We start from the raw sequence: 23171 nt of genomic DNA, 5'->3' as shown, positions 1-23171 counted from the left end.
AGAATGTTCTTAATGCTGGGGATTATAGGGGTAATAATTTACTTGGTGGTATTTACGATATTTATATGGTTAGCCACCAATAGCTTAATACCGCCGATAAGATTTTTTAGTGTATTAAGTTTTTTATAATAGGGATTTTGGAAGCGAAACTACCTAACTTGTCCATTATGCTCCCGATAATACCACTATCCTCATTTATATTATTGGATTGATCATCCGAGTTAGAACTTGCTTCAGTGATTTCTTCAGCCACTTCTTCAGTTTTAACTTCGGAATCTTCAGCTGTGGTTTCTTCGAAAGTTATTTCTTGATTATTGTAAATATTTAATGATTTTTTAAGAGTCATTGGATAGTATTTTCCTGATTCCTTTGCAAAATCAGGAATTTCTACCTCAAAGACTATATTGTAATTTTCCCCATCAACATCACCCAGTTTAATTTTCAATGGTTTCGACTCTGTAGAATGAATTATGTCCTTATAGGTTGGACTTTTATATATAGTTTCGTTATTAGTTGAAATTGTAACTCTATAATAATAAGATAAATTAACAGGATAAATGCTTGAAAGACCTGAAGAGATAATCATGTCCAAATTATTTTCTGAATAGGTCATGTCTTCGATTTTTATAGGGGCCACGATTTCGGTTACTTCCGTCGTGCTCGTTGGAACTCGACCCATTAAATCGATTTTGGAGTACCTGCCAATCGGCGCAGTTGGATCTATTGCCTTTGAAACTGTTCCCGACCCTTCAGTATACAATATTTCCACATTTTCAAAATCAGATAATGGAATTGCATGGAATAATGTATACCCTAAAAATCCCTCTTCAAAGAACATTTCAAAATTAATTTCTTGTACATTTTTAGACTTAACTACCACAATTTTTTCATTTGAAATTGCTTTTAACTCCCCATTTGAATCATAAACGTCTACCCACATTTTATAGGCAATATCTTTAGGAATACAACTTTCAACTGACACCATGCATGAATTGTTAAAACCTGCAATGGGGTATTCCGCAAACACATTACTATTTTCATTTAGTGTTGCAATTTTTGGTAATATCGTATTATTGTATTCGACCCTACGGATATCCAATGCATTGTATGCGTTTACATGGCAGAATGTACTGTGTCCAGAAATATCACTATCTTCGTTGTTTGGGGGCCCCTGAACCTCGTATACAAACTCGATTGGACCATTAAGTTCTTTATTAAATTTTAAAGTTATTGGATAAGATATTACTTCTTTTGGACCGAGTTTAAACGTTATTGGCTCACTTGATTCAAAAACATCTGATTCATAAATATCATCGCTAGCATAATGTTCTCCAACATAAAGTTTTCCGGTTAATGTACGATTGTAATTATTTTTTAATGAAACATACGCAGTATAATTCTTTCCAACTAAAACGTTTGCAGAAAGATCACTTTTCGTACTAACCAATTCATCATTTGGAAGAGAAATATTGTAAAAAACAACAGGAGTAACAATCTCCGGATCTATATTCAAACTCTTCTCCAGAGTGTAAATATAGTGGGAATTAGAATATAAAAAAATATCAAAGTCATTTTCATCATTTAATTTTGTAAAATAAGGCATATAGATTGTTTTCGATTCCTCTGGATCGATTTTGATCGTTTTGGTTACATTGTAACCATTATGACTTTGCAATACCATGTTTGCATCTAATTTTTTATCGAATCTATTGTTTACTTCAATTCTTAAAATTGAAATAAATGGGTCTTCTTCAACATATGCTCTTGGAAGGACGTTTTCATTTACAATTCTATCGTTTAGGTAGGATTCAACTTTTTCATCATAAATTTTTGAATTTTTATAAAATTCACTTACATAATCTTCACTGGTGCCATTCAAATCTTTAAATTCAGAAAAGCTTACAAAACCAATCGGAAATTTAAATTCTTTAACTGTTTTTTTGTACGTGTAAGATATACTTCCGCCCGAATTTACCAGAGTAGTTTCTTCGATTCCATCAGTATAATCGTGTAATCCCATAACCTCAGTATGAACTTGTAGTTTAAAATCTTCGTCTTCAGAGATAATTTCTGGAATTTTAAAAGATAATTCCACTTCAGAATGATAAGGAACATATACAGTTTTTGCATTTTCTTGACCGTCATATAATATGTTAATATTTCCTGACGTGCCCTCCTCAGTCGGATCTCCAGAATAACCTTTAGAAACCACATATATCCAAGTTTTCACTTCGTAATCGGATTGAGCTTTTGCATTGCTTTTTAAGGTTACAGTATACCAATTATCATTTACAATTTCTAAATTTGACTTTGTTCCGGAAATGAAACTTTCCTGACAGGTTATATTTTTCACGTCGATTGGACTTATAACGTTCACACGAACACTTTGTGATCCAACGCTTTTTCCGTATTCGTCAGTCAATGAAATATCTACAGTATGTTCACCAATTTCTGTAAATTTAATTCTTAATTCCACAATTTTTTCAGAATGAGAATTTGGCGAAAGTGAAATTATTGGCGATTCCCAGGTTTCATCCTCGCATTTAGCTTCAACTTTTATATTTTTTTGATAGGGGCCGGTATTTACGAGACCGATGTTTAATGAAGGGTTATTTAAATCTAAGTAAATTTTTTGAGAGTTGGTACTATCTCCTGTAGCCCATATTTTATATATTTCAATTCCGTCCGAATCTGCTGCATAGTTCATAGATACAGTAGACACTAAAATAAACAATAATATTGCTACTTTTTGCATGATACCCCTGAAACGGTAATTTCGAAATAGTCTGTGAAACATTATTTTTATTGAATTTGCCGATTAATTTTAAAATAATTTTTGTGTACTTGTTTATGTAGGTTCGAGTAGTGAAATTATATTAATAACTGTAAACATAATACGTAATTGTTATTAACAATACTGCGGTGATTTAATGAAGCTAAGATTTTTTGGCTTGATTCTTGTGTCATTTATGTTATTGGGAACCACAAATGCGATACCGTACAAGTGGGCATCTACAACGCCAATTGCCTATGTTGATATTTCGAATATACAAGACATAGAAAAACTTGAATATTATCTGAATTCGGATAATATTGTGGTAATCTACGTTGGAACTGATTTTACCATGACTCCCGAAACAGCAACGCTTTTAGAATACATCGGACTCGTCGAATCTAAAGAAATAGCCAATAGAATACCTGACTTTGGAAATTCGGATTTTTTGGTGCAGGGTTCTTCAGTAATTCCCAAAAGTTATGTTTATCGGGATGAAAATGGTGCATATATATACATCAATACTCCCAATGAAGAAACACCTCAAGAAACGATATTTGAAGCATCCATCAGTTCAAAAATATATGATGATGGCTATTACGAAATTAAGCCTAGAAAATTATTGATTCCATACAATATAGATCTCGAAAACCAGGAAATAATTGATTTTATTGGAAGATATGTGGCAAGTCAAGGTGAAACTTTCGCATACATTAACAAAGTTCCTTCAAACCATAATTCGGTTGTAGTTAATGGAATTGTTGTACAAAATATTATTCCGGATGAAAGTGGAGAAAGTTCGATTTCTGTTGCAGACCGAAAAATAACCGTTGATTTAAGGGACGAATCCACAATTAACAAACGATTAAATGGGATTAAAGCAGTTTCTGAACTTCTTGGAATTGGAATTACATATATTTCAACAGGTTCTGAAAATATAGATATAATAAAAGATATTTCCATATCTGATGATGAAAAAGAAGATCTTTTAAACAGTTATTGGTTTAAAAAGAGATATTCTGATTTTTACACACATATACAATATAATGATTACGGAAATTATCCAAATACTCAGGATTTACTTGCGATGAGTTACTATCCATTAATATATGTTGATAAAGCACCAGAAACTTTTCAGGACGACCCTACTGGAGGTTACTACCCAGATACAATTTCATATAGTGGTTCTGAAAGATTGGGACACTGGAATGAAGGTGCAGGTTCTGAAAACAACTATTACCATTACGACGGAGAAGACTACTGGAACGATGATGAAAGTATTTCAAGAAATTACTGGTCCGTTGAGGGAAATTTTGCTAGTCTAAGTGAAGAAACAGATTTTAACGATAGATATGACTACTTTGAACACTGGTACGTTAAAAATTACGCTTACGCAATGACTGGCGGCGCAAACGGGCTTTTACTCTTCTCGAGCGATGAAGATCTATTAGATGCCGTTTTTAACAAGGATAACAAGAATATCACATGGAAATTAAATATTGAAGGAATCGATTATTTGGTAATCCCGGACTATATCGGATACGATAAAATGAACGGAATTGCAGTTATTAAAATTCCTGGATTAAATAACAATGAAATAAACGGAATGCACTTCATTGAAGAAATATACATCGAACCATACAATGAAGAATACGGAATTTACGTTGCTGATGTATTCGAATACGATACCAATACAATATACGATTTAAATGACGAAAATACTTGGATCTGTTCATTTGAAGAATATGCAGATTGGGCTGAAACTTACAGAACCAGCAAAATCATTATCAGAAACGATAAAGTATATGTAAATGCAGACGATAGTGCAAAAATAACGATTTATAGAGAAAATATGACCCGGATAGCAGGTACTTCGACAGAGTTGTATGATTCAACTGGAAAATTGGTTATAGCAAAAGCACCAGATACAATTTCACTCAATAGCTAGGACGTGGTAGTATGAGATTGGGATTTTATAATATACAAGGCGGAACTGGAAAAACGACCATTGCTGCAAATATTGGTTATTATCTAAGCGATAAAACAAAAACGGTCTATGTAGATTGCGACATTTACGCAGGATGCGGGGCATTGTTATTTGGATTTGAAGACAGTCCACACACACTAAATTCTTACCTTTCTGGAACGAGTGCTTTAAACGATATTATTCACCAGTTTGATGACCTTTCGGTAATCGTTGCAGATTCTACACCAAATTCGTTCAACACAGAAATAAATCAAAAAAGAATGCTTGAATTAATAAGAGTTTTGAACGATAACTACGATATTGTTCTTCTAGATTTACCTCCAAATATTACTGAAGGAAATTTATTATTTTCCTCATTAAATTTAGAAGAAAAGGTAGTAAATAAAATGATAGTAGTTGCAGAAGACAGTATTCCTGGAATCGCAAACACAATGAAGACGAAAGAACTTCTTTACGCAATAGATATTGATTGTATTGGTGTTATCGTAAACAAATTCAAAGATACGGTAGACTTTGACGAAGCACTTGATGACATTATTGCAATATTACCTTATGATAAAAAAGTGGAAACCCAATGGATGGAAAACGTTCCTGCAGTTCAGATGAAGTCAAAATTCAGTAAAGAATTAAGTTATTTGGCAGAAGACCTTGCTGAAGTTTATATTAAAAAAGACCTTGCCGCAGTTAGGGCTTTAAAAGTAGCAAAAGAATTAAAAGATATGACTTCTAAAAAGAGAGAAGAAGTTGAAGAAAACGAAGAATTTTAAAAAATCAATTTATTACTTTTTTGGTGAATTTATGCTTACTAAAAGAATTATTCCCTGCCTCGATATTAAAGAAGGCAGAGTTGTTAAAGGAACAAATTTTGTAGAGTTACGGGATGCTGGAGATCCCGTTGAACTATCCAAAATTTACAATGAACAGGGTGCTGATGAGCTTGTATTTTTAGATATTACTGCATCATTTGAAAAAAGAGATATTATTATTGATGTTGTGAAAAGAACAGCTGAACAAGTATTTATCCCACTAACAGTTGGTGGAGGAATAAAAACTGTTGATGACTTTAGAAAGATCTTAAGAGCTGGTGCTGATAAAATCTCCATAAATACCTCTGCAGTAAAAACTCCAGAACTGATAAAAGAAGCTTCTGAAATTTTTGGAACTCAGTGTGTTGTTGTTGCAATGGATGTAAAAAGAAACTATATAACAGATATTCAGGACGAAAATTTAAAAGATAAGAACGTCTTTGAAACAGAACTTGGTTCCTGCTGGTTTGAAGTCTATATCTATGGTGGGAGGGAAGGAACTGGTATCGATGCAATAGAATGGGCTAAAAAGGTTGAAAATTTAGGTGCTGGAGAAATTCTTTTAACTAGTATGGATGCAGACGGCACAAAAGACGGGTACGATTTAGTATTGACGAAATCAATATCTAAAAATACAAACCTTCCAATTATTGCAAGCGGAGGTTGTGGTAATTCCAAACACGTTGTTGATGCATTTAAAGATGGAAAAGCAGATGCTGCATTGATGGCAAGTATTTTACACTACAGGGAATGTACAGTTAATGATTTAAAGAAAGAAATTGAAAAAAACAATATTTCCGTAAGACTATAATTTTAAATTTTTTTGATAGTTTAGAAAAACCATTGATTTAAATATACCAATTAAAATACCTAAAATAAAAAGTGACTAACGGCGTCACATTGTTCCCACCAGATGGCAGTACTTAATGAATCGCTGGAGGGCTTAATTTCCGAGATCGGGATGGGATCGGATGTAACACCTCCGCTGTGACCGTTATGTCAAAGAGTTAAATTAAAAGTGCATCTATTGCCCCCGTATCTTTAAGTGTCCAGATGCCTAAGTTATCTCTTGAACTATTAGTACTAGCGGGCTGAACATCTCGGAAAACCTTGATGCGTACACCCCTAGCCTATCAAACCTGTCTTCTACAGATGTTCTCGTTCCCGAAGGAAACGGCTGTCTATTTTCAGGATGAATTTCGAGCTTAGATGCTTTCAGCTCTTATCTCTTGGCGCGTGGCTGCTCGGCAATGCCTTGTCAGACAACCGATCGACTAGAGGCGCCGACGGCCCGTTCCTCTCGTACTAGAGCCACCTTTCCCTCAGACAGCCAACACATCCAGCAGATAGCAACCAACCTGTCTCACGACGGTCTAAACCCAGCTCATGATCCCCTTTAATGGGCGAACAGCCCCACCCTTGGGTCCTGCTGCAGACCCAGGATGGGAAAAACCGACATCGAGGTAGCAAGCCGCGGGGTCGATATGGGCTCTTGCCCGCGACAACTCTGTTATCCCCGGGGTAGCTTTTTTGTCATCCCTGGCCCCCATCAGTGAGGCACAGGGGTTCGTTAGGCCCGGCTTTCGCCTCTTCGTTGCGTTTTGTTGGCAACAAAGTCAGGCTGGCTTTTGCCCTTACACTCAACAGCGGAGTCCTGACCCGCTTGAGCCAACCTTTGGGCCCTCCTGATGCATTTTTAGGAGGGTACCGCCCCAGCCAAACTGCCCACCTACCGGTGTCCCCTAAAAGGGTAAGGAACATGGTCATGAGAGGGTGGTGTCCCAGGGTCGCCTCCACCTTTCCTGGCGAAAAGGTTTCGATGGCTCCCACCTACACTGTACACTCACAACCATGCCCCAACGACAGGCTGCAGTAAAGCTCCACGGGGTCTTCGCTTCCCACTGGAAGTCTCCGGCCTTTGCGCCGGAATGGTAGGTTCACCGGATTCTAGTCGGGGACAGTGGAGGTCTCGTTACGCCATTCATGCAGGTCGGAACTTGCCCGACAAGGAATTTCGCTACCTTAAGAGGGTTATAGTTACCCCCGCCGTTTACTGGCGCTTCGCCCGGTTGGAACCGGGGTTCACGTACCAGCACTGGGCAGGCGTCGGCCTTAGTACACACCTTTTCAGGCTCGCTAAGACCTATGTTTGTATTAAACAGTCGGACCTCCCTGGTCACTGCGACCAGCGATCCCATATATAAACAAGATCACTGGCACTCCTTCTCCCGAAGTTACGGAGCCAATTTGCCGACTTCCCTCGACTAGATTCATCCGCTACGCCTTAGGATACTCACCTAGGGGCACCAGTGTCGGTTCTGGGTACGGACATCTAAAATCCTTGTTAATTCCCTTTTCACGGGCTCCAGAGATCGGCCGAACCCTCCTAACGGAGAGCTCATCACTCTTTCATCCGGTTCTCGTTATTACAACTCTCCCCGGACTTATAAGCTTGAATGCCCAGACAAGAACACTCAGCCTACCCAGAAGCGTCGGAAACTAACCTAGTGTTGCCACGCGTATTTAGATGGCACAGGAATATTAACCTGTTTCCCTTTCCTCTCAAAGAAGTTAACTCGAGAGTTAGGACCGGCTTACCCACAGCTGACAAACATTGCTGTGGAACCCTTGCCCCTTCGGCGGTGGGGATTCTCACCCCACTTATGCTGTTACTACTACCGGGATCTTCATTTCTACGAGGTCCACTCGACTTCACAGCCGAACTTCTGCCCTCGCAGAACGCCCCCCTACAGGATCACCTTTCGGTGCCCTTGGGTCTCGGCGGCCGATTTAGCCCCGTCCATTTTCGGGGCCCTTGATCTCGACAGGTGAGCTGTTACGCACTCGTTAAAGGATGGCTGCTTCTAAGCCAACCTCCCTGCTGTCTTAGACCAAGGACGCCCTTCGTGTTCACACTTAATCGGCACTTAGGGGCCTTAACCCAAGTCTCGGCTATTCCCGTCTCGGACATACAGCTTACCCGTATGCCCTCACTCGGAGCATGCGACGACGACAAGTTCGGAGTTTGACAAAACAGCGAGGAATTTCTTCCCCTAACCACCTTATCAGTGCTCTACCTTGCCGACTATCTAAACTCCGGCTGACCTGAGAGTCACTTCGGAGGGAACCAGCTATCTCCGGGCTCGATTGGCCTTTCACCCCTAGACCGAGGTCAGAAGAGTGCTTCGAACGGCAACAACTCTGCAGGCCTCCATCCCTCAGTTGAGGGACTTCACCTTGCCCCGGCCTAGATCGCCCGGTTTCGGGTCATATTGCTGTGACTCCGGGCCCTTAAGACCCCGTCCCTCAAGATTTTGCGGACTTGTTGGTTTCCCTACGCCTACGATCGTGAAGATCTTAAGCTCGCCACAACAATATACTCCCCGGCCCGTTTTTCGAAACGGACGACACAACCCTGGCTCTATACTTCGTACAGCCACCTTGCGACGGTTTCCTTCAATATAGTTGCCTTTGGGGCCGTGTCATACCATACCTATCTGGTTTCAGGCTCTTTTCACACCCGATTAAAGGTGCTTTTCAGCTTTCCCTCGCGGTACTAGTACACTATCGGTCTTGGAACGTATTTAGAGTTGGAAGTTGATGCCTCCCAAATTCCCGCGCGATATCCAACGCACGGTACTCAGGGACACTTCAAACCTGAATCGATTACGCTTACGGGACTTTCACCCTCTATAGTGTGACGTTCCAGTCAACTTCAGCTTTTCTCAACAGGCGAAAAGAAGGCCCTATAACACCACATCTCCCCGAAGGGATTCAGTTTGCTCTGATCCGCGTTCAATCGCCTCTAATAACGGAATCTCTATTGATTTCTCTTCCTGCGGGTACTAAGATGCTTCAATCCCCCGCGTTCCCAATCCTTAACGGATTACAAAGTAGGAAGTCCCATTCAGAAATCCCAGGTTCAATGACTGTATGCGTCTCGCCTGGGCTTATCGCAGCTTACCACGTCCTTCATCGGCGTTCCAAGCCAAGCCATTCCCCAGATAGGGTAATAGATAAATCTAGGCATCTGGATAACACCAGATACGGAGGCTTATGCACGACCTTCACTAAAAATCCGGTCCTCGGTCCATAATATCTAATATCATGGACTGAGCAACTAACAGCCTACAATCTTTTAGTGCCTAGTAGCAACCATTGTTCTTTTTTTAGGAGGTGATCCAGCCGCAGGTTCCCCTACGGCTACCTTGTTACGACTTCACCCCCCTCGCTGAGCCCAAGTTCGACCCTAGCCAAAGGCCAAGGCCTCACTTCAACCCAACTCGGGTGGTGTGACGGGCGGTGTGTGCAAGGAGCAGGGACACATTCACCGCAGTATTATGAACTGCGATTACTACGGATTCCAGCTTCACGTGGGCGAGTTACAGCCCACGATCCGAACTACGACTAGGTTTAGGAGATTTGCGTCCCTTTTCAGGGTTGCGGCCCATTGTCCTAGCCATTGTAGCCCGCGTGTAGCCCAGGAGATTCGGGGCATGCGGACCTATCGTTGCCCGCTCCTTCCTCTGACTTAGCGCCAGCGGTCCCCTATGAGTGCCTTTCTCCCGGAGGAAAAAGTAGCAACATAGGGCACGGGTCTCGCTCGTTACCTGACTTAACAGGACGCCTCGCGGTACGAGCTGACGATGGCCATGCACCACCTCTCAGCGCTTCAGGCAAGGTCGTCAACCTGGCCGTCATCATGCTGTCGCTCCTGGTGAGATGCCCGGCGTTGAATCCAATTAAACCGCAGGCTCCACCCGTTGTGGTGCTCCCCCGCCAATTCCTTTAAGTTTCAGTCTTGCGACCGTACTCCCCAGGCGGCGAACTTAACGGCTTCCCTTCGGCACTAGATAGGCACGGGGCCTACCTAACACCTAGTTCGCAGAGTTTACGGCCAGGACTACCCGGGTATCTAATCCGGTTCGCGCCCCTGGCTTTCGTCCCTCACCGTCGGACCCGTTCCAGACAAGTGCCTTCGCCATAGGTGGTCCTTCAAGGATCAACACATTTCACCGCTACCCCTGAAGTACCCTTGTCCTCTCCCGGTCCCAAGTCCAGCAGTATCCCTGCCAGTCCTGCGGTTAAGCCGCAGGATTTAAACAGGGACTTACTGGACCGGCTACGGACGCTTTAGGCCCAATAAGAGTGGCCACCACTCGGGCCGTCGGTGTTACCGCGGCTGCTGGCACCGAACTTGCCCAGCCCTTATTCCTCAAGCTGTTTACACTTGATAAAAGCCCATGCTGTGCATGAGCACTTGGGATCCCCCCGTCGCACTTTCGTGCATTGCGGAGGTTTCGCGCCTGCTGCGCCCCGTAGGGCCTGGGGCCGTGTCTCAGTCCCCATCTCCGGGCTCCCTCTCTCAAGGCCCGTACCGATCGTAGGCTTGGTGGGCCATTACCCCACCAACTACCTAATCGAGCGCAGTCCAATCCTCAGGCGCATGTGCTTTCGAAAAAGAATCATTCCAGACTGCTTTTTCTATGGGGTATTATCCTCAGTTTCCCAAGGTTATCCCCCACCTGAGGGTATGTTAACCACGTGTTAATGAGCCGTCCGCCATGGCCGAAACCATAGACTCGCATGGCTTAGTCGAATCCCAATAGCAGTGGCCTCCGGCGGGATCAACCGGAATTAGTAGCGTAAAAGGATTTTACGCCACCCTCTCGTGGAGTACATCATTTTACATTAAAGGAAATGACATTTGGTTGCTATCTAGGTTTCACCTAGATTGTAGGCTTACATCGCACCTGAGTGTTTCAGTCAGGTGTTCACTTCAATTGCATAATATGCAAGTGATATGGATAGTGCAATGTTTTTAGGTTTGAAACGATAGTATATATAAAAAATTAATTTGATGAGAATTATAATCTAAAAAATCCCTTAATTTAAATATACCAATTAAAATACCTAAAATAAAAAGTGACTAACGGCGTCACATTGTTCCCACCAGATGGCAGTACTTAATGAATCGCTGGAGGGCTTAATTTCCGAGATCGGGATGGGATCGGATGTAACACCTCCGCTGTGACCGTTATGTCAAAGAGTTAAATTAAAAGTGCATCTATTGCCCCCGTATCTTTAAGTGTCCAGATGCCTAAGTTATCTCTTGAACTATTAGTACTAGCGGGCTGAACATCTCGGAAAACCTTGATGCGTACACCCCTAGCCTATCAAACCTGTCTTCTACAGATGTTCTCGTTCCCGAAGGAAACGGCTGTCTATTTTCAGGATGAATTTCGAGCTTAGATGCTTTCAGCTCTTATCTCTTGGCGCGTGGCTGCTCGGCAATGCCTTGTCAGACAACCGATCGACTAGAGGCGCCGACGGCCCGTTCCTCTCGTACTAGAGCCACCTTTCCCTCAGACAGCCAACACATCCAGCAGATAGCAACCAACCTGTCTCACGACGGTCTAAACCCAGCTCATGATCCCCTTTAATGGGCGAACAGCCCCACCCTTGGGTCCTGCTGCAGACCCAGGATGGGAAAAACCGACATCGAGGTAGCAAGCCGCGGGGTCGATATGGGCTCTTGCCCGCGACAACTCTGTTATCCCCGGGGTAGCTTTTTTGTCATCCCTGGCCCCCATCAGTGAGGCACAGGGGTTCGTTAGGCCCGGCTTTCGCCTCTTCGTTGCGTTTTGTTGGCAACAAAGTCAGGCTGGCTTTTGCCCTTACACTCAACAGCGGAGTCCTGACCCGCTTGAGCCAACCTTTGGGCCCTCCTGATGCATTTTTAGGAGGGTACCGCCCCAGCCAAACTGCCCACCTACCGGTGTCCCCTAAAAGGGTAAGGAACATGGTCATGAGAGGGTGGTGTCCCAGGGTCGCCTCCACCTTTCCTGGCGAAAAGGTTTCGATGGCTCCCACCTACACTGTACACTCACAACCATGCCCCAACGACAGGCTGCAGTAAAGCTCCACGGGGTCTTCGCTTCCCACTGGAAGTCTCCGGCCTTTGCGCCGGAATGGTAGGTTCACCGGATTCTAGTCGGGGACAGTGGAGGTCTCGTTACGCCATTCATGCAGGTCGGAACTTGCCCGACAAGGAATTTCGCTACCTTAAGAGGGTTATAGTTACCCCCGCCGTTTACTGGCGCTTCGCCCGGTTGGAACCGGGGTTCACGTACCAGCACTGGGCAGGCGTCGGCCTTAGTACACACCTTTTCAGGCTCGCTAAGACCTATGTTTGTATTAAACAGTCGGACCTCCCTGGTCACTGCGACCAGCGATCCCATATATAAACAAGATCACTGGCACTCCTTCTCCCGAAGTTACGGAGCCAATTTGCCGACTTCCCTCGACTAGATTCATCCGCTACGCCTTAGGATACTCACCTAGGGGCACCAGTGTCGGTTCTGGGTACGGACATCTAAAATCCTTGTTAATTCCCTTTTCACGGGCTCCAGAGATCGGCCGAACCCTCCTAACGGAGAGCTCATCACTCTTTCATCCGGTTCTCGTTATTACAACTCTCCCCGGACTTATAAGCTTGAATGCCCAGACAAGAACACTCAGCCTACCCAGAAGCGTCGGAAACTAACCTAGTGTTGCCACGCGTATTTAGATGGCACAGGAATATTAACCTGTTTCCCTTTCCTCTCAAAGAAGTTAACTCGAGAGTTAGGACCGGCTTACCCACAGCTGACAAACATTGCTGTGGAACCCTTGCCCCTTCGGCGGTGGGGATTCTCACCCCACTTATGCTGTTACTACTACCGGGATCTTCATTTCTACGAGGTCCACTCGACTTCACAGCCGAACTTCTGCCCTCGCAGAACGCCCCCCTACAGGATCACCTTTCGGTGCCCTTGGGTCTCGGCGGCCGATTTAGCCCCGTCCATTTTCGGGGCCCTTGATCTCGACAGGTGAGCTGTTACGCACTCGTTAAAGGATGGCTGCTTCTAAGCCAACCTCCCTGCTGTCTTAGACCAAGGACGCCCTTCGTGTTCACACTTAATCGGCACTTAGGGGCCTTAACCCAAGTCTCGGCTATTCCCGTCTCGGACATACAGCTTACCCGTATGCCCTCACTCGGAGCATGCGACGACGACAAGTTCGGAGTTTGACAAAACAGCGAGGAATTTCTTCCCCTAACCACCTTATCAGTGCTCTACCTTGCCGACTATCTAAACTCCGGCTGACCTGAGAGTCACTTCGGAGGGAACCAGCTATCTCCGGGCTCGATTGGCCTTTCACCCCTAGACCGAGGTCAGAAGAGTGCTTCGAACGGCAACAACTCTGCAGGCCTCCATCCCTCAGTTGAGGGACTTCACCTTGCCCCGGCCTAGATCGCCCGGTTTCGGGTCATATTGCTGTGACTCCGGGCCCTTAAGACCCCGTCCCTCAAGATTTTGCGGACTTGTTGGTTTCCCTACGCCTACGATCGTGAAGATCTTAAGCTCGCCACAACAATATACTCCCCGGCCCGTTTTTCGAAACGGACGACACAACCCTGGCTCTATACTTCGTACAGCCACCTTGCGACGGTTTCCTTCAATATAGTTGCCTTTGGGGCCGTGTCATACCATACCTATCTGGTTTCAGGCTCTTTTCACACCCGATTAAAGGTGCTTTTCAGCTTTCCCTCGCGGTACTAGTACACTATCGGTCTTGGAACGTATTTAGAGTTGGAAGTTGATGCCTCCCAAATTCCCGCGCGATATCCAACGCACGGTACTCAGGGACACTTCAAACCTGAATCGATTACGCTTACGGGACTTTCACCCTCTATAGTGTGACGTTCCAGTCAACTTCAGCTTTTCTCAACAGGCGAAAAGAAGGCCCTATAACACCACATCTCCCCGAAGGGATTCAGTTTGCTCTGATCCGCGTTCAATCGCCTCTAATAACGGAATCTCTATTGATTTCTCTTCCTGCGGGTACTAAGATGCTTCAATCCCCCGCGTTCCCAATCCTTAACGGATTACAAAGTAGGAAGTCCCATTCAGAAATCCCAGGTTCAATGACTGTATGCGTCTCGCCTGGGCTTATCGCAGCTTACCACGTCCTTCATCGGCGTTCCAAGCCAAGCCATTCCCCAGATAGGGTAATAGATAAATCTAGGCATCTGGATAACACCAGATACGGAGGCTTATGCACGACCTTCACTAAAAATCCGGTCCTCGGTCCATAATATCTAATATCATGGACTGAGCAACTAACAGCCTACAATCTTTTAGTGCCTAGTAGCAACCATTGTTCTTTTTTTAGGAGGTGATCCAGCCGCAGGTTCCCCTACGGCTACCTTGTTACGACTTCACCCCCCTCGCTGAGCCCAAGTTCGACCCTAGCCAAAGGCCAAGGCCTCACTTCAACCCAACTCGGGTGGTGTGACGGGCGGTGTGTGCAAGGAGCAGGGACACATTCACCGCAGTATTATGAACTGCGATTACTACGGATTCCAGCTTCACGTGGGCGAGTTACAGCCCACGATCCGAACTACGACTAGGTTTAGGAGATTTGCGTCCCTTTTCAGGGTTGCGGCCCATTGTCCTAGCCATTGTAGCCCGCGTGTAGCCCAGGAGATTCGGGGCATGCGGACCTATCGTTGCCCGCTCCTTCCTCTGACTTAGCGCCAGCGGTCCCCTATGAGTGCCTTTCTCCCGGAGGAAAAAGTAGCAACATAGGGCACGGGTCTCGCTCGTTACCTGACTTAACAGGACGCCTCGCGGTACGAGCTGACGATGGCCATGCACCACCTCTCAGCGCTTCAGGCAAGGTCGTCAACCTGGCCGTCATCATGCTGTCGCTCCTGGTGAGATGCCCGGCGTTGAATCCAATTAAACCGCAGGCTCCACCCGTTGTGGTGCTCCCCCGCCAATTCCTTTAAGTTTCAGTCTTGCGACCGTACTCCCCAGGCGGCGAACTTAACGGCTTCCCTTCGGCACTAGATAGGCACGGGGCCTACCTAACACCTAGTTCGCAGAGTTTACGGCCAGGACTACCCGGGTATCTAATCCGGTTCGCGCCCCTGGCTTTCGTCCCTCACCGTCGGACCCGTTCCAGACAAGTGCCTTCGCCATAGGTGGTCCTTCAAGGATCAACACATTTCACCGCTACCCCTGAAGTACCCTTGTCCTCTCCCGGTCCCAAGTCCAGCAGTATCCCTGCCAGTCCTGCGGTTAAGCCGCAGGATTTAAACAGGGACTTACTGGACCGGCTACGGACGCTTTAGGCCCAATAAGAGTGGCCACCACTCGGGCCGTCGGTGTTACCGCGGCTGCTGGCACCGAACTTGCCCAGCCCTTATTCCTCAAGCTGTTTACACTTGATAAAAGCCCATGCTGTGCATGAGCACTTGGGATCCCCCCGTCGCACTTTCGTGCATTGCGGAGGTTTCGCGCCTGCTGCGCCCCGTAGGGCCTGGGGCCGTGTCTCAGTCCCCATCTCCGGGCTCCCTCTCTCAAGGCCCGTACCGATCGTAGGCTTGGTGGGCCATTACCCCACCAACTACCTAATCGAGCGCAGTCCAATCCTCAGGCGCATGTGCTTTCGAAAAAGAATCATTCCAGACTGCTTTTTCTATGGGGTATTATCCTCAGTTTCCCAAGGTTATCCCCCACCTGAGGGTATGTTAACCACGTGTTAATGAGCCGTCCGCCATGGCCGAAACCATAGACTCGCATGGCTTAGTCGAATCCCAATAGCAGTGGCCTCCGGCGGGATCAACCGGAATTAGTAGCGTAAAAGGATTTTACGCCACCCTCTCGTGGAGTACATCATTTTACATTAAAGGAAATGACATTTGGTTGCTATCTAGGTTTCACCTAGATTGTAGGCTTACATCGCACCTGAGTGTTTCAGTCAGGTGTTCACTTCAATTGCATAATATGCAAGTGATATGGATAGTGCAATGTTTTTAGGTTTGAAACGATAGTATATATTTCACACGAAGGAATATTAAAAATGAGGTGAATCTATGACTCTTGACCGCAATGGTAAAATCATAGAAATCGGTTCCTATGTAAAATACATCAACACAGGAACACATGGAACCGTCAAATCAATTAAATCAGAAGACAATGAAGAATGGGTTCTTTTAGAGAATAATATATTTTACAGACCCGAACTTCTAGAAGTTACAGATCAGAAAAAAATTGAAAAAGAAGAATCAGAACAAGAGCTGATTGAAAAAGTAATCGGAGAAGAAATTGACCTCGATGCTGCTGAAAACAGTTGTGGATGTGGAGCAGGTTAATTAGTATAATTTCAATTATCAGGGTGCAGTTATGGACAGTCTTTTGGAACTAAACCGGGTAAATTCAGCAAGAACAATAATAAGAAAAAAAATAAAAGATACTGGTAGAACCGGCATTTACGACCTAACCGGCCTTTGTGGCGGATTTGAAATATGTGAAGAGCATTTGGAATTGATTGAAACATATGTTGGACCCGCGATATTTTCAGAAAAGATAAATAACGCTGGTTTAATCCATTTATCTGGAAATTCTGAAATCCATAACGTAGTATGTTTTAACAGAACTTCTTCAGCAATATTATCTACAATTATGGCTCTTTCAAAGTCTTTTAAAAAACTGGTCCATTACGTTCCAGAAAAACCTGCACATCCATCGATTCCGCGAAGTTGCGAAATTTTTGGGATGGAATACTTTGAAAGCGATTCATTGGAAGAAATTCTATCAAAAATCGATGAAAATGCCCTCACAGTTATAACTGGGGCTACAATGGACCATAAAATAGTTTCTGGGAAAATCGCAGAAAAAATAATATCTTATGCAAAATCTAAAAAATCACCAGTATTTTTTGATGATGCCTCAGGTGCTCGCCTTAGAAAACTTTATGAGGAAATGCCTGCTCTCGAAATGGGTGCAGATATAGTTGTAACCAGTATGGACAAACTCATGGAAGGCCCAAGAGCAGGACTTCTTGGCGGGAATAAAAATTTGGTTGATATGATATATTCTGAAGGCTTGAAATTTGGACTTGAAGCACAGGCTCCAATTATGGCTGCAGTAGTAACTGCCCTTGAAAGCTTTGACCTAAATAGTTTAAAAAATGCATTTGAACGTGCAGAAAAAATAGATATGGCTTGTTTTGAAGCTGAAAAACTTGATTTTGAAAAAACTCCGACTGGGTTCATAATAAAAAACCCGTCAGAAGAAAAATTAATTGAAACTGCATTAAAATTACTCGAAAATTACGGAATAGTTACAATTACCGCGGCAGGCATGCCTGGTGCAAGTAAAAACATAAGAATAGACTTCTGTTCAAAAGATGCAGAAAGAATCTCTGACGAATATATCTTAAATGCGATTTTAAATTCTTTAAAATAAAATACTAAAAAAATAAAATAACTTTTTTAAATTTTTAAATTAATTCTTCGGGCCTATGGAGTTCTCCACCGATTTTTCCACATCCTAATACGTCACATTTTGCGTATTTCATAACTTCTTCTGAAATCTGGCCTAAATTCATTTCTGGAACTATAATCTTTGAAGCCTTAAGTCCGCTTATTAATTCACCGGGAAATGGAAATACTGTTTTTAACCTGATGTATCCAACATCCTGTCCCTCAACCCTTAAAGTTTCAACCGTGTGCTTTACGGTTCTTGAAGGGGTTCCGTAGCAGATAAACATTGTTTTGCTGTCCAAGTACTTTCCTTCGTATAATACAATATCATCTTTATTTTCCAAAATTTTATTGCATATTCGTCTAACCAATTTATCGTGTGTTTCTGCTGAAACGTCAGGGTAGCCGTTTTCACCGTGAGTTAAACCCGTTATGTGAACATTGTATCCTTCACCAAATGTTGGCATTGGAGGAATTTGCTTATCAAATGGATATGGCTTAGCACAAGGTTTTTCTTCTGGTTTTTCACGGTTTATTACTTCGATATCATCGTGTAAAACTACTTTTTCTCTCATGTGTCCTAAAATTTCATCTGCCATTACAAAAACAGGTATTCTGTATTTTTCTGCATAATTAAATGCAATTAATGTAAAATCATACATTTCCTGAACTGATGATGGACAGAGCGCAATAGGTTCGTAATCTCCGTGACTTCCCCATCTCACTTGCATCATGTCCCCTTGAGCGGCTGCGGTTGGCTGTCCTGTTGAAGGGCCACCTCTTTGAACATTTACCAAAACACAAGGCGTTTCGGTCATGTATGCATAGCCGATATTCTCAAGCATTAAGCTCATTCCTGGACCACTTGTTGCAGTCATTGACTTCGCACCTGCCCAGCTTGCACCAATTATTGATGCAATACTTGCAATTTCGTCTTCCATTTGTGAATAAAATCCGCCAATTTTTGGAAGTCTTTTTGCCATTCCTTCTGCAATCTCAGTTGAAGGAGTAATTGGATATCCCCCAAAAAACCTGCATCCTGCCTTTATTGCGCCTTCAACACATGCCATGTTTCCCTGCATGAAGTTAACTTTTGTCATTAAATCACCGAAATATCCGTAAATTATTCAAAATCCATTATACATTTTCGCTACTAATATCTCCAAGAACATAATTATATAATTTATCCACGTCTTTGTCGATTCCGTACTTTTTAAAATACCTTAACAAATTTTCAATATCTCTTTTTAAATAGTATTCTTCATCATATTCCACTTCTTCAAATGGCAATTTGTCCAATTTTCCTTTTTTTCCAACTTCAATCGCCTGAGGCCAGTCAATAAGTACAAAATCTCCTTCTGAATCAATTAATATATTAAATTCACTTAAATCTCCGTGAATAATTCCTAAATCGTATGTTTTTTTAACTTCTGCCATTAATTTCCAGAAGAATTCTTCGGGATCAACATCTATTTTAATAAGATTTACACGCTTTAATTCTTCACCATGAAGTTTTCCCATTATTATTGCGTGCCTGTTCTGTTCAATTGGTTCAGGAACTTTTACAATTGGAAAAAGCATTGTTAAAACTTCAAATTCTCTTGCAGCAGTGAGCCGTGAAGCATAAAGCCAGCTGATGTGCCTTTTATTTGCAAGATATTCCCTGTATCTTTTCCCCATTGAAAAACAGGTTCTCCCAAGTTGGTGGAATTTTAAAACAGCTTCACGGTGATTCGTAAGCATTACGTGGTAAACGTCGCCTTCCTTTCCAACGCCAACTTTTCCACCAATTCCTGCAATTAATTCCTTTTTTATAAACGCATTCATCGCTAAAGCATCGTATCCCCAGTGAGAAAGCCTGTATCCATAATTAGACTTGTTAGTAAACTTAAATTTATTCAATCTTCCGAGCCTGAAAACTATTTCTTTTTCATGAAATCCTGTTTTTCGTCTTAAGTCCTGAATAGGTACCCATTCGTGATTTTTCATTGAAATTTCAATTATTTTTAAAAGTTTCCAGTCTTTATCTTCCATTTCCCTTATTGAACTTAGTACTTTTTCGATTTTTTCACGCTTTTATTTTTTAATATTACTCATTCCTGGTGCTATAAAATTTTAATTATTATCTTATTTTGAAATTTTTTGTAATAATTGTTCTCGTAAATCATCTGCATATTTTATTTTTTCAGTATTATCAATATTCTCAACAATATCGTCCATTCCAAATATCTGTTTGAAATTATTCTGTGAAATATCCCAAATTTCTGAAATATCGGATAATATCATATCTATTGCTTTTTCATTTGTTTTTTCATACGTTGAATCTAAAATTATGCCATAAATCTTCGTAATTTCTTCTAAATCTTTTAATTTTTTATTTTCAGATGTTAATTTTACGAAACTTTTCAGTGTTTCTGAAGTTTGAAGTGTGATTTCTGATACAAATTCTGAATTTTCATTTTTTGTAATAAATTCAATTGCGGGTTCTGAAAAATTATTCAGTGCGTCTAAAATTAAAGTTCCAGCTGCGTTATTTTTCAGGATACCTCTTGCATTTAATTTTTCCAAAATAATCTTAAATATTCTTAAAATTTCTGAATACATCATAATTTTGAATTCGATCTGTTCGGGGTGTGATTTTTCCCTTTGTTTTGGTTTTGAAAGTATAAATTTCACAATATTTCCAAGTTTTTCAAATACAATATGTATTAACTCTTTTTCGTCTGCCTTATCAATTTTTAATTCATATTCTTGAGCATACAAAAGTCCGATTCTTTTAATTCCGTTTACTGCCCTTTTTGATAGATCATAGTTTCGTTCAAATTCGTACTTCGCAATTTTTTCAAGCGAAATTATTACTTCCCGTGAAATGGAAAGCGAAGTTCCGTAAACACTTAATCCTAAATTTTTTAGGTTATCAATGTAACTTTCAAAGAATTTTTTATTTTTAAAGTTGCCTTTTTTTGCTAAAACCGAATAGTTTGCTCCAAGAAGAATTATCCCATTTCTTGCAGTCATGTAGTGGCTAGACTTTAAACTTTTTTCAATTATGTAGTAAACTGTTCTAAGTGTGTTTTTTGGTATCTTTCTTGCAGAGCGGTAATCTTTAGTTTCAGAATCTAACGCTTTGTAATTTTTTATTTCACTTTTTGAAATTGAATTTATCAAGCTTTCAATAACATTTTCAGGTTTTAATCCATTGATCGTGTTTTTCATGTATGGTAAAAGTATCAAAAAATCAAAATAAACGAAGAAGAATAAAATACCGATTAAAACGAAATATGGTACTTCGTATCCCCAAATAATGGGCGGAATTCTCGCTGTAGGCATAAACCCGAGTATCAAAACTTCGTAACTCATTGATACGATATATGAAATTATAAATCCCCAAAACGTCTTGTTGAGCAGAAGATGCGTAATTCTCGTTGAATACTGCTGACTTACCATCTGGATTGCTACAATTGAAATCGATGCAACAATTCCAACAATTGCCCCCTGAGTTTGCGGTAGAGTACTTAAAATATATCTTAAATTTTCATCAAAGCCCGTCCCCCACGCAAAATAAAATAGAGAATAATAAGCAAGTACTACTGAAACTGTGGCAATTATAAGTACCTGAAACCATTCTTTTGAAAACAGATAATTCCACATATAAGAACAGTTTTTACAAATTTTTGAGAGCATCTTGACCACACGGTTTTGTTTAATTAAATATACTAATTAATTATAAATAAAAATATATAGATTAAATACATATCAATTTAAGAATCAATGCGGCGTATTTGGTTCAAAATATAGGCATGGTGAATATATGAAATTTGGATGGATAAAAACAACAGGAACCGATTCCGAAGAGAGAATGGAGTCTGTAAAAGATGCTCTTGAAAGCTCAATTCCTGGACTAATGGTCGAAAAGGAAGAAATAAGCTCTGTAAGAGAACTTGGAAACATAAAAATCGTTTCGGATAGTCTCGATGCAGATGTTGTATTAATCAATAAAGGAGAGGATTTGGAGATTTTAAAATCTGCAAAACTCTCTGGAAAGGAAACTGCGGTTTACGTTGAAATAAACACTAAAGACGATGAAGTATATGCTACAGAAGTAAGCAAACTTGATTTTGTCGATTACGTTGTTTTAGAAGGAAGCGACTGGACAATTATCCCGCTTGAAAACATTATCGCGGATTTATTCGGTGAAGAAATAAAAATCGTTTCAGTTGTAACTAACGTGAAAGATGCGGAAGCTGCATACGAAATTTTAGAAAAAGGTGTTGACGGAGTTGTTTTAATTCCCGAAGACATTAATGAAGTAAAAGATTTCTCAAAATTAATTGAAAGAATGAACTCTGAAAGCTTAAAACTCGACTACGCAACAGTTACAAAAATCGAACCTGTTGGAAGTGGTGACAGGGTCTGTATTGACACCTGTTCCATGATGGAAATGGGGGAAGGAATGTTAATTGGATCGTACTCAAGAGGAATGTTTTTAGTCCATTCAGAAACCGTTGAAAACCCGTACGTTGCTACAAGACCGTTTAGGGTAAATGCCGGACCTGTTCATGCCTATATCTTGTGCCCGGAAAATAAAACAAAATATTTAAGCGATTTAAAAGCAGGAGATAAAGTTTTAGTCGTTAATAAAAACGGCGAAACGAGAGAATCCATTATCGGACGCGTAAAAATCGAAAAAAGGCCGCTTTTCCTTGTTGAAGCAGAATATAATGGAGAAAATCTAAGAACGATCCTCCAAAACGCAGAAACAATCCGATTAGTTGGAGAAGATGGAAAACCAGTTTCAGTTGTTGATTTAAAGGTTGGAACCAAGGTATTGATAAAACCTGATGAAAACGCACGACACTTCGGAATGGCGATTAAAGAAACCATTGTAGAAAAATAATTTAATTTTTACTTTTTTAATTTTGAAAATAAGGAAAATAGAAAAGATTAGTATCGATTTTTAGAGTTTTATAAATCTTTTGAGGTAGATTTTGTAAGCTACGTGTGACATAATAGCCAAAAATGCCACATAAGCTCCCAAAGTCATTGTTATTATTGGTTCCATATTTTCACCGTATCTAACTATCCACTAGTGGACACTGAGTGTCTTTCTTCTGACGATATAAACCTATGTGTGATAATTATTGTCATTCATCATATTTTATAGATCAAAAATTAGCGTTTTTAAAAATTCACCTGTAAAATGTCCGTATTTTGGAAAAATCTAAAAAAATAGGCGCTAAAATTATACCTAAATTAATAAATAAATGAAATATCATAACGTCATAAAAT

At 41.6% G+C, this 23171-nt stretch carries 10 protein-coding genes and 6 rRNA genes; 6 read left to right on the top strand and 10 right to left on the bottom strand.

The genetic code is table 11. The features are described from left to right. Positions 1–106: 106 nt before the first annotated feature. Positions 107–2755: a hypothetical protein gene (locus MMARC5_RS08645; protein WP_011869431.1), complete on the bottom strand. Its 2649-nt coding sequence runs from the start codon at positions 2753–2755 to the stop codon at positions 107–109. 175 nt (positions 2756–2930) lie between these two features. Here MMARC5_RS08645 and MMARC5_RS08640 point away from each other — a divergent pair, with 175 nt between their 5' ends. From MMARC5_RS08640 to hisF, 3 genes are read left to right on the top strand one after another with little or no spacing between them, the layout of a single operon-like run. Beyond that, positions 2931–4721: a hypothetical protein gene (locus MMARC5_RS08640; RefSeq protein WP_011869430.1), complete on the top strand. Its 1791-nt coding sequence runs from the start codon at positions 2931–2933 to the stop codon at positions 4719–4721. Positions 4722–4732: 11 nt separating this feature from the next. Next, positions 4733–5527: a MinD/ParA family ATP-binding protein gene (locus tag MMARC5_RS08635; protein ID WP_011869429.1), complete on the top strand. Its 795-nt coding sequence runs from the start codon at positions 4733–4735 to the stop codon at positions 5525–5527. Between the two features lie 31 nt (positions 5528–5558). Then, positions 5559–6377, top strand: coding sequence for an imidazole glycerol phosphate synthase subunit HisF (hisF, locus tag MMARC5_RS08630; protein WP_011869428.1), 819 nt, complete (start codon positions 5559–5561; stop codon positions 6375–6377). A 73-nt stretch (positions 6378–6450) separates the two neighbouring features. On the opposite strand, the gene rrf (MMARC5_RS08625) is transcribed toward hisF, so the two are convergent. The 6 genes from rrf (MMARC5_RS08625) to MMARC5_RS08600 form a co-directional block, all read right to left on the bottom strand. Next, a 5S ribosomal RNA gene (rrf, locus tag MMARC5_RS08625) occupies positions 6451–6565 on the bottom strand. Positions 6566–6623: 58 nt separating this feature from the next. Continuing rightward, positions 6624–9591, bottom strand: a 23S ribosomal RNA gene (locus MMARC5_RS08620). 146 nt (positions 9592–9737) lie between these two features. After that, positions 9738–11204: ribosomal RNA gene (locus MMARC5_RS08615) — 16S ribosomal RNA — on the bottom strand. A gap of 289 nt (positions 11205–11493) precedes the next feature. Next, positions 11494–11608: ribosomal RNA gene (rrf, locus tag MMARC5_RS08610) — 5S ribosomal RNA — on the bottom strand. Between the two features lie 58 nt (positions 11609–11666). Continuing rightward, positions 11667–14634 (bottom strand): 23S ribosomal RNA (locus MMARC5_RS08605). A 146-nt stretch (positions 14635–14780) separates the two neighbouring features. Next, positions 14781–16247 (bottom strand): 16S ribosomal RNA (locus MMARC5_RS08600). The 16S, 23S and 5S rRNA genes sit together here, the layout of an rRNA operon. A 243-nt stretch (positions 16248–16490) precedes the next feature. On the opposite strand from MMARC5_RS08600, the gene MMARC5_RS08595 reads away from it, so the two are divergent. Further along, positions 16491–16769, top strand: coding sequence for a DUF2098 domain-containing protein (locus tag MMARC5_RS08595; RefSeq protein ID WP_011869427.1), 279 nt, complete (start codon positions 16491–16493; stop codon positions 16767–16769). A gap of 31 nt (positions 16770–16800) precedes the next feature. Continuing rightward, a complete protein-coding gene (locus MMARC5_RS08590) occupies positions 16801–17865 on the top strand; it encodes a TIGR03576 family pyridoxal phosphate-dependent enzyme (protein ID WP_011869426.1) in 1065 nt (354 codons plus the stop codon). A gap of 34 nt (positions 17866–17899) precedes the next feature. Here MMARC5_RS08590 and MMARC5_RS08585 read toward each other — a convergent pair whose 3' ends face one another. From MMARC5_RS08585 to MMARC5_RS08575, 3 genes are all read right to left on the bottom strand, one after another. After that, the gene (locus MMARC5_RS08585) at positions 17900–18982 is read right to left on the bottom strand and encodes a 2-oxoacid:acceptor oxidoreductase subunit alpha (protein WP_011869425.1); all 1083 of its coding nucleotides are present in this window, start codon (positions 18980–18982) and stop codon (positions 17900–17902) included. Positions 18983–19019: 37 nt separating this feature from the next. Continuing rightward, positions 19020–19916: an RIO1 family regulatory kinase/ATPase domain-containing protein gene (locus tag MMARC5_RS08580; RefSeq protein WP_011869424.1), complete on the bottom strand. Its 897-nt coding sequence runs from the start codon at positions 19914–19916 to the stop codon at positions 19020–19022. Positions 19917–20009: 93 nt separating this feature from the next. Then, positions 20010–21566, bottom strand: a complete 1557-nt coding sequence (locus MMARC5_RS08575) for a DUF2254 family protein (protein WP_011869423.1) — start codon at positions 21564–21566, stop codon at positions 20010–20012. Between the two features lie 127 nt (positions 21567–21693). Here MMARC5_RS08575 and MMARC5_RS08570 point away from each other — a divergent pair, with 127 nt between their 5' ends. Continuing rightward, the gene (locus MMARC5_RS08570; protein ID WP_011869422.1) at positions 21694–22779 is read left to right on the top strand and encodes a 3-dehydroquinate synthase II; all 1086 of its coding nucleotides are present in this window, start codon (positions 21694–21696) and stop codon (positions 22777–22779) included. The last annotated feature ends 392 nt before the right edge of the window (positions 22780–23171 follow it).

Source organism: Methanococcus maripaludis C5, assembly GCF_000016125.1.
In the GTDB taxonomy this organism is placed as follows: Archaea; AGJL01; Methanococci; order Methanococcales; family Methanococcaceae; genus Methanococcus; species Methanococcus maripaludis_D.
The sequence above is the reverse complement of the archived record's forward strand: the minus strand, read 5'-3'. Positions and strand labels throughout refer to the sequence as shown.

Coding starts and splice junctions, on each gene's coding strand:
- MMARC5_RS08645 (WP_011869431.1), bottom strand. CDS start 2,755: ATGCAAAAAGTAGCAATATTATTGTTTATTTTAGTGTCTACTGTATCT.
- MMARC5_RS08640 (WP_011869430.1), top strand. CDS start 2,931: ATGAAGCTAAGATTTTTTGGCTTGATTCTTGTGTCATTTATGTTATTG.
- MMARC5_RS08635 (WP_011869429.1), top strand. CDS start 4,733: ATGAGATTGGGATTTTATAATATACAAGGCGGAACTGGAAAAACGACC.
- hisF (WP_011869428.1), top strand. CDS start 5,559: ATGCTTACTAAAAGAATTATTCCCTGCCTCGATATTAAAGAAGGCAGA.
- MMARC5_RS08595 (WP_011869427.1), top strand. CDS start 16,491: ATGACTCTTGACCGCAATGGTAAAATCATAGAAATCGGTTCCTATGTA.
- MMARC5_RS08590 (WP_011869426.1), top strand. CDS start 16,801: ATGGACAGTCTTTTGGAACTAAACCGGGTAAATTCAGCAAGAACAATA.
- MMARC5_RS08585 (WP_011869425.1), bottom strand. CDS start 18,982: ATGACAAAAGTTAACTTCATGCAGGGAAACATGGCATGTGTTGAAGGC.
- MMARC5_RS08580 (WP_011869424.1), bottom strand. CDS start 19,916: ATGGAAGATAAAGACTGGAAACTTTTAAAAATAATTGAAATTTCAATG.
- MMARC5_RS08575 (WP_011869423.1), bottom strand. CDS start 21,566: ATGCTCTCAAAAATTTGTAAAAACTGTTCTTATATGTGGAATTATCTG.
- MMARC5_RS08570 (WP_011869422.1), top strand. CDS start 21,694: ATGAAATTTGGATGGATAAAAACAACAGGAACCGATTCCGAAGAGAGA.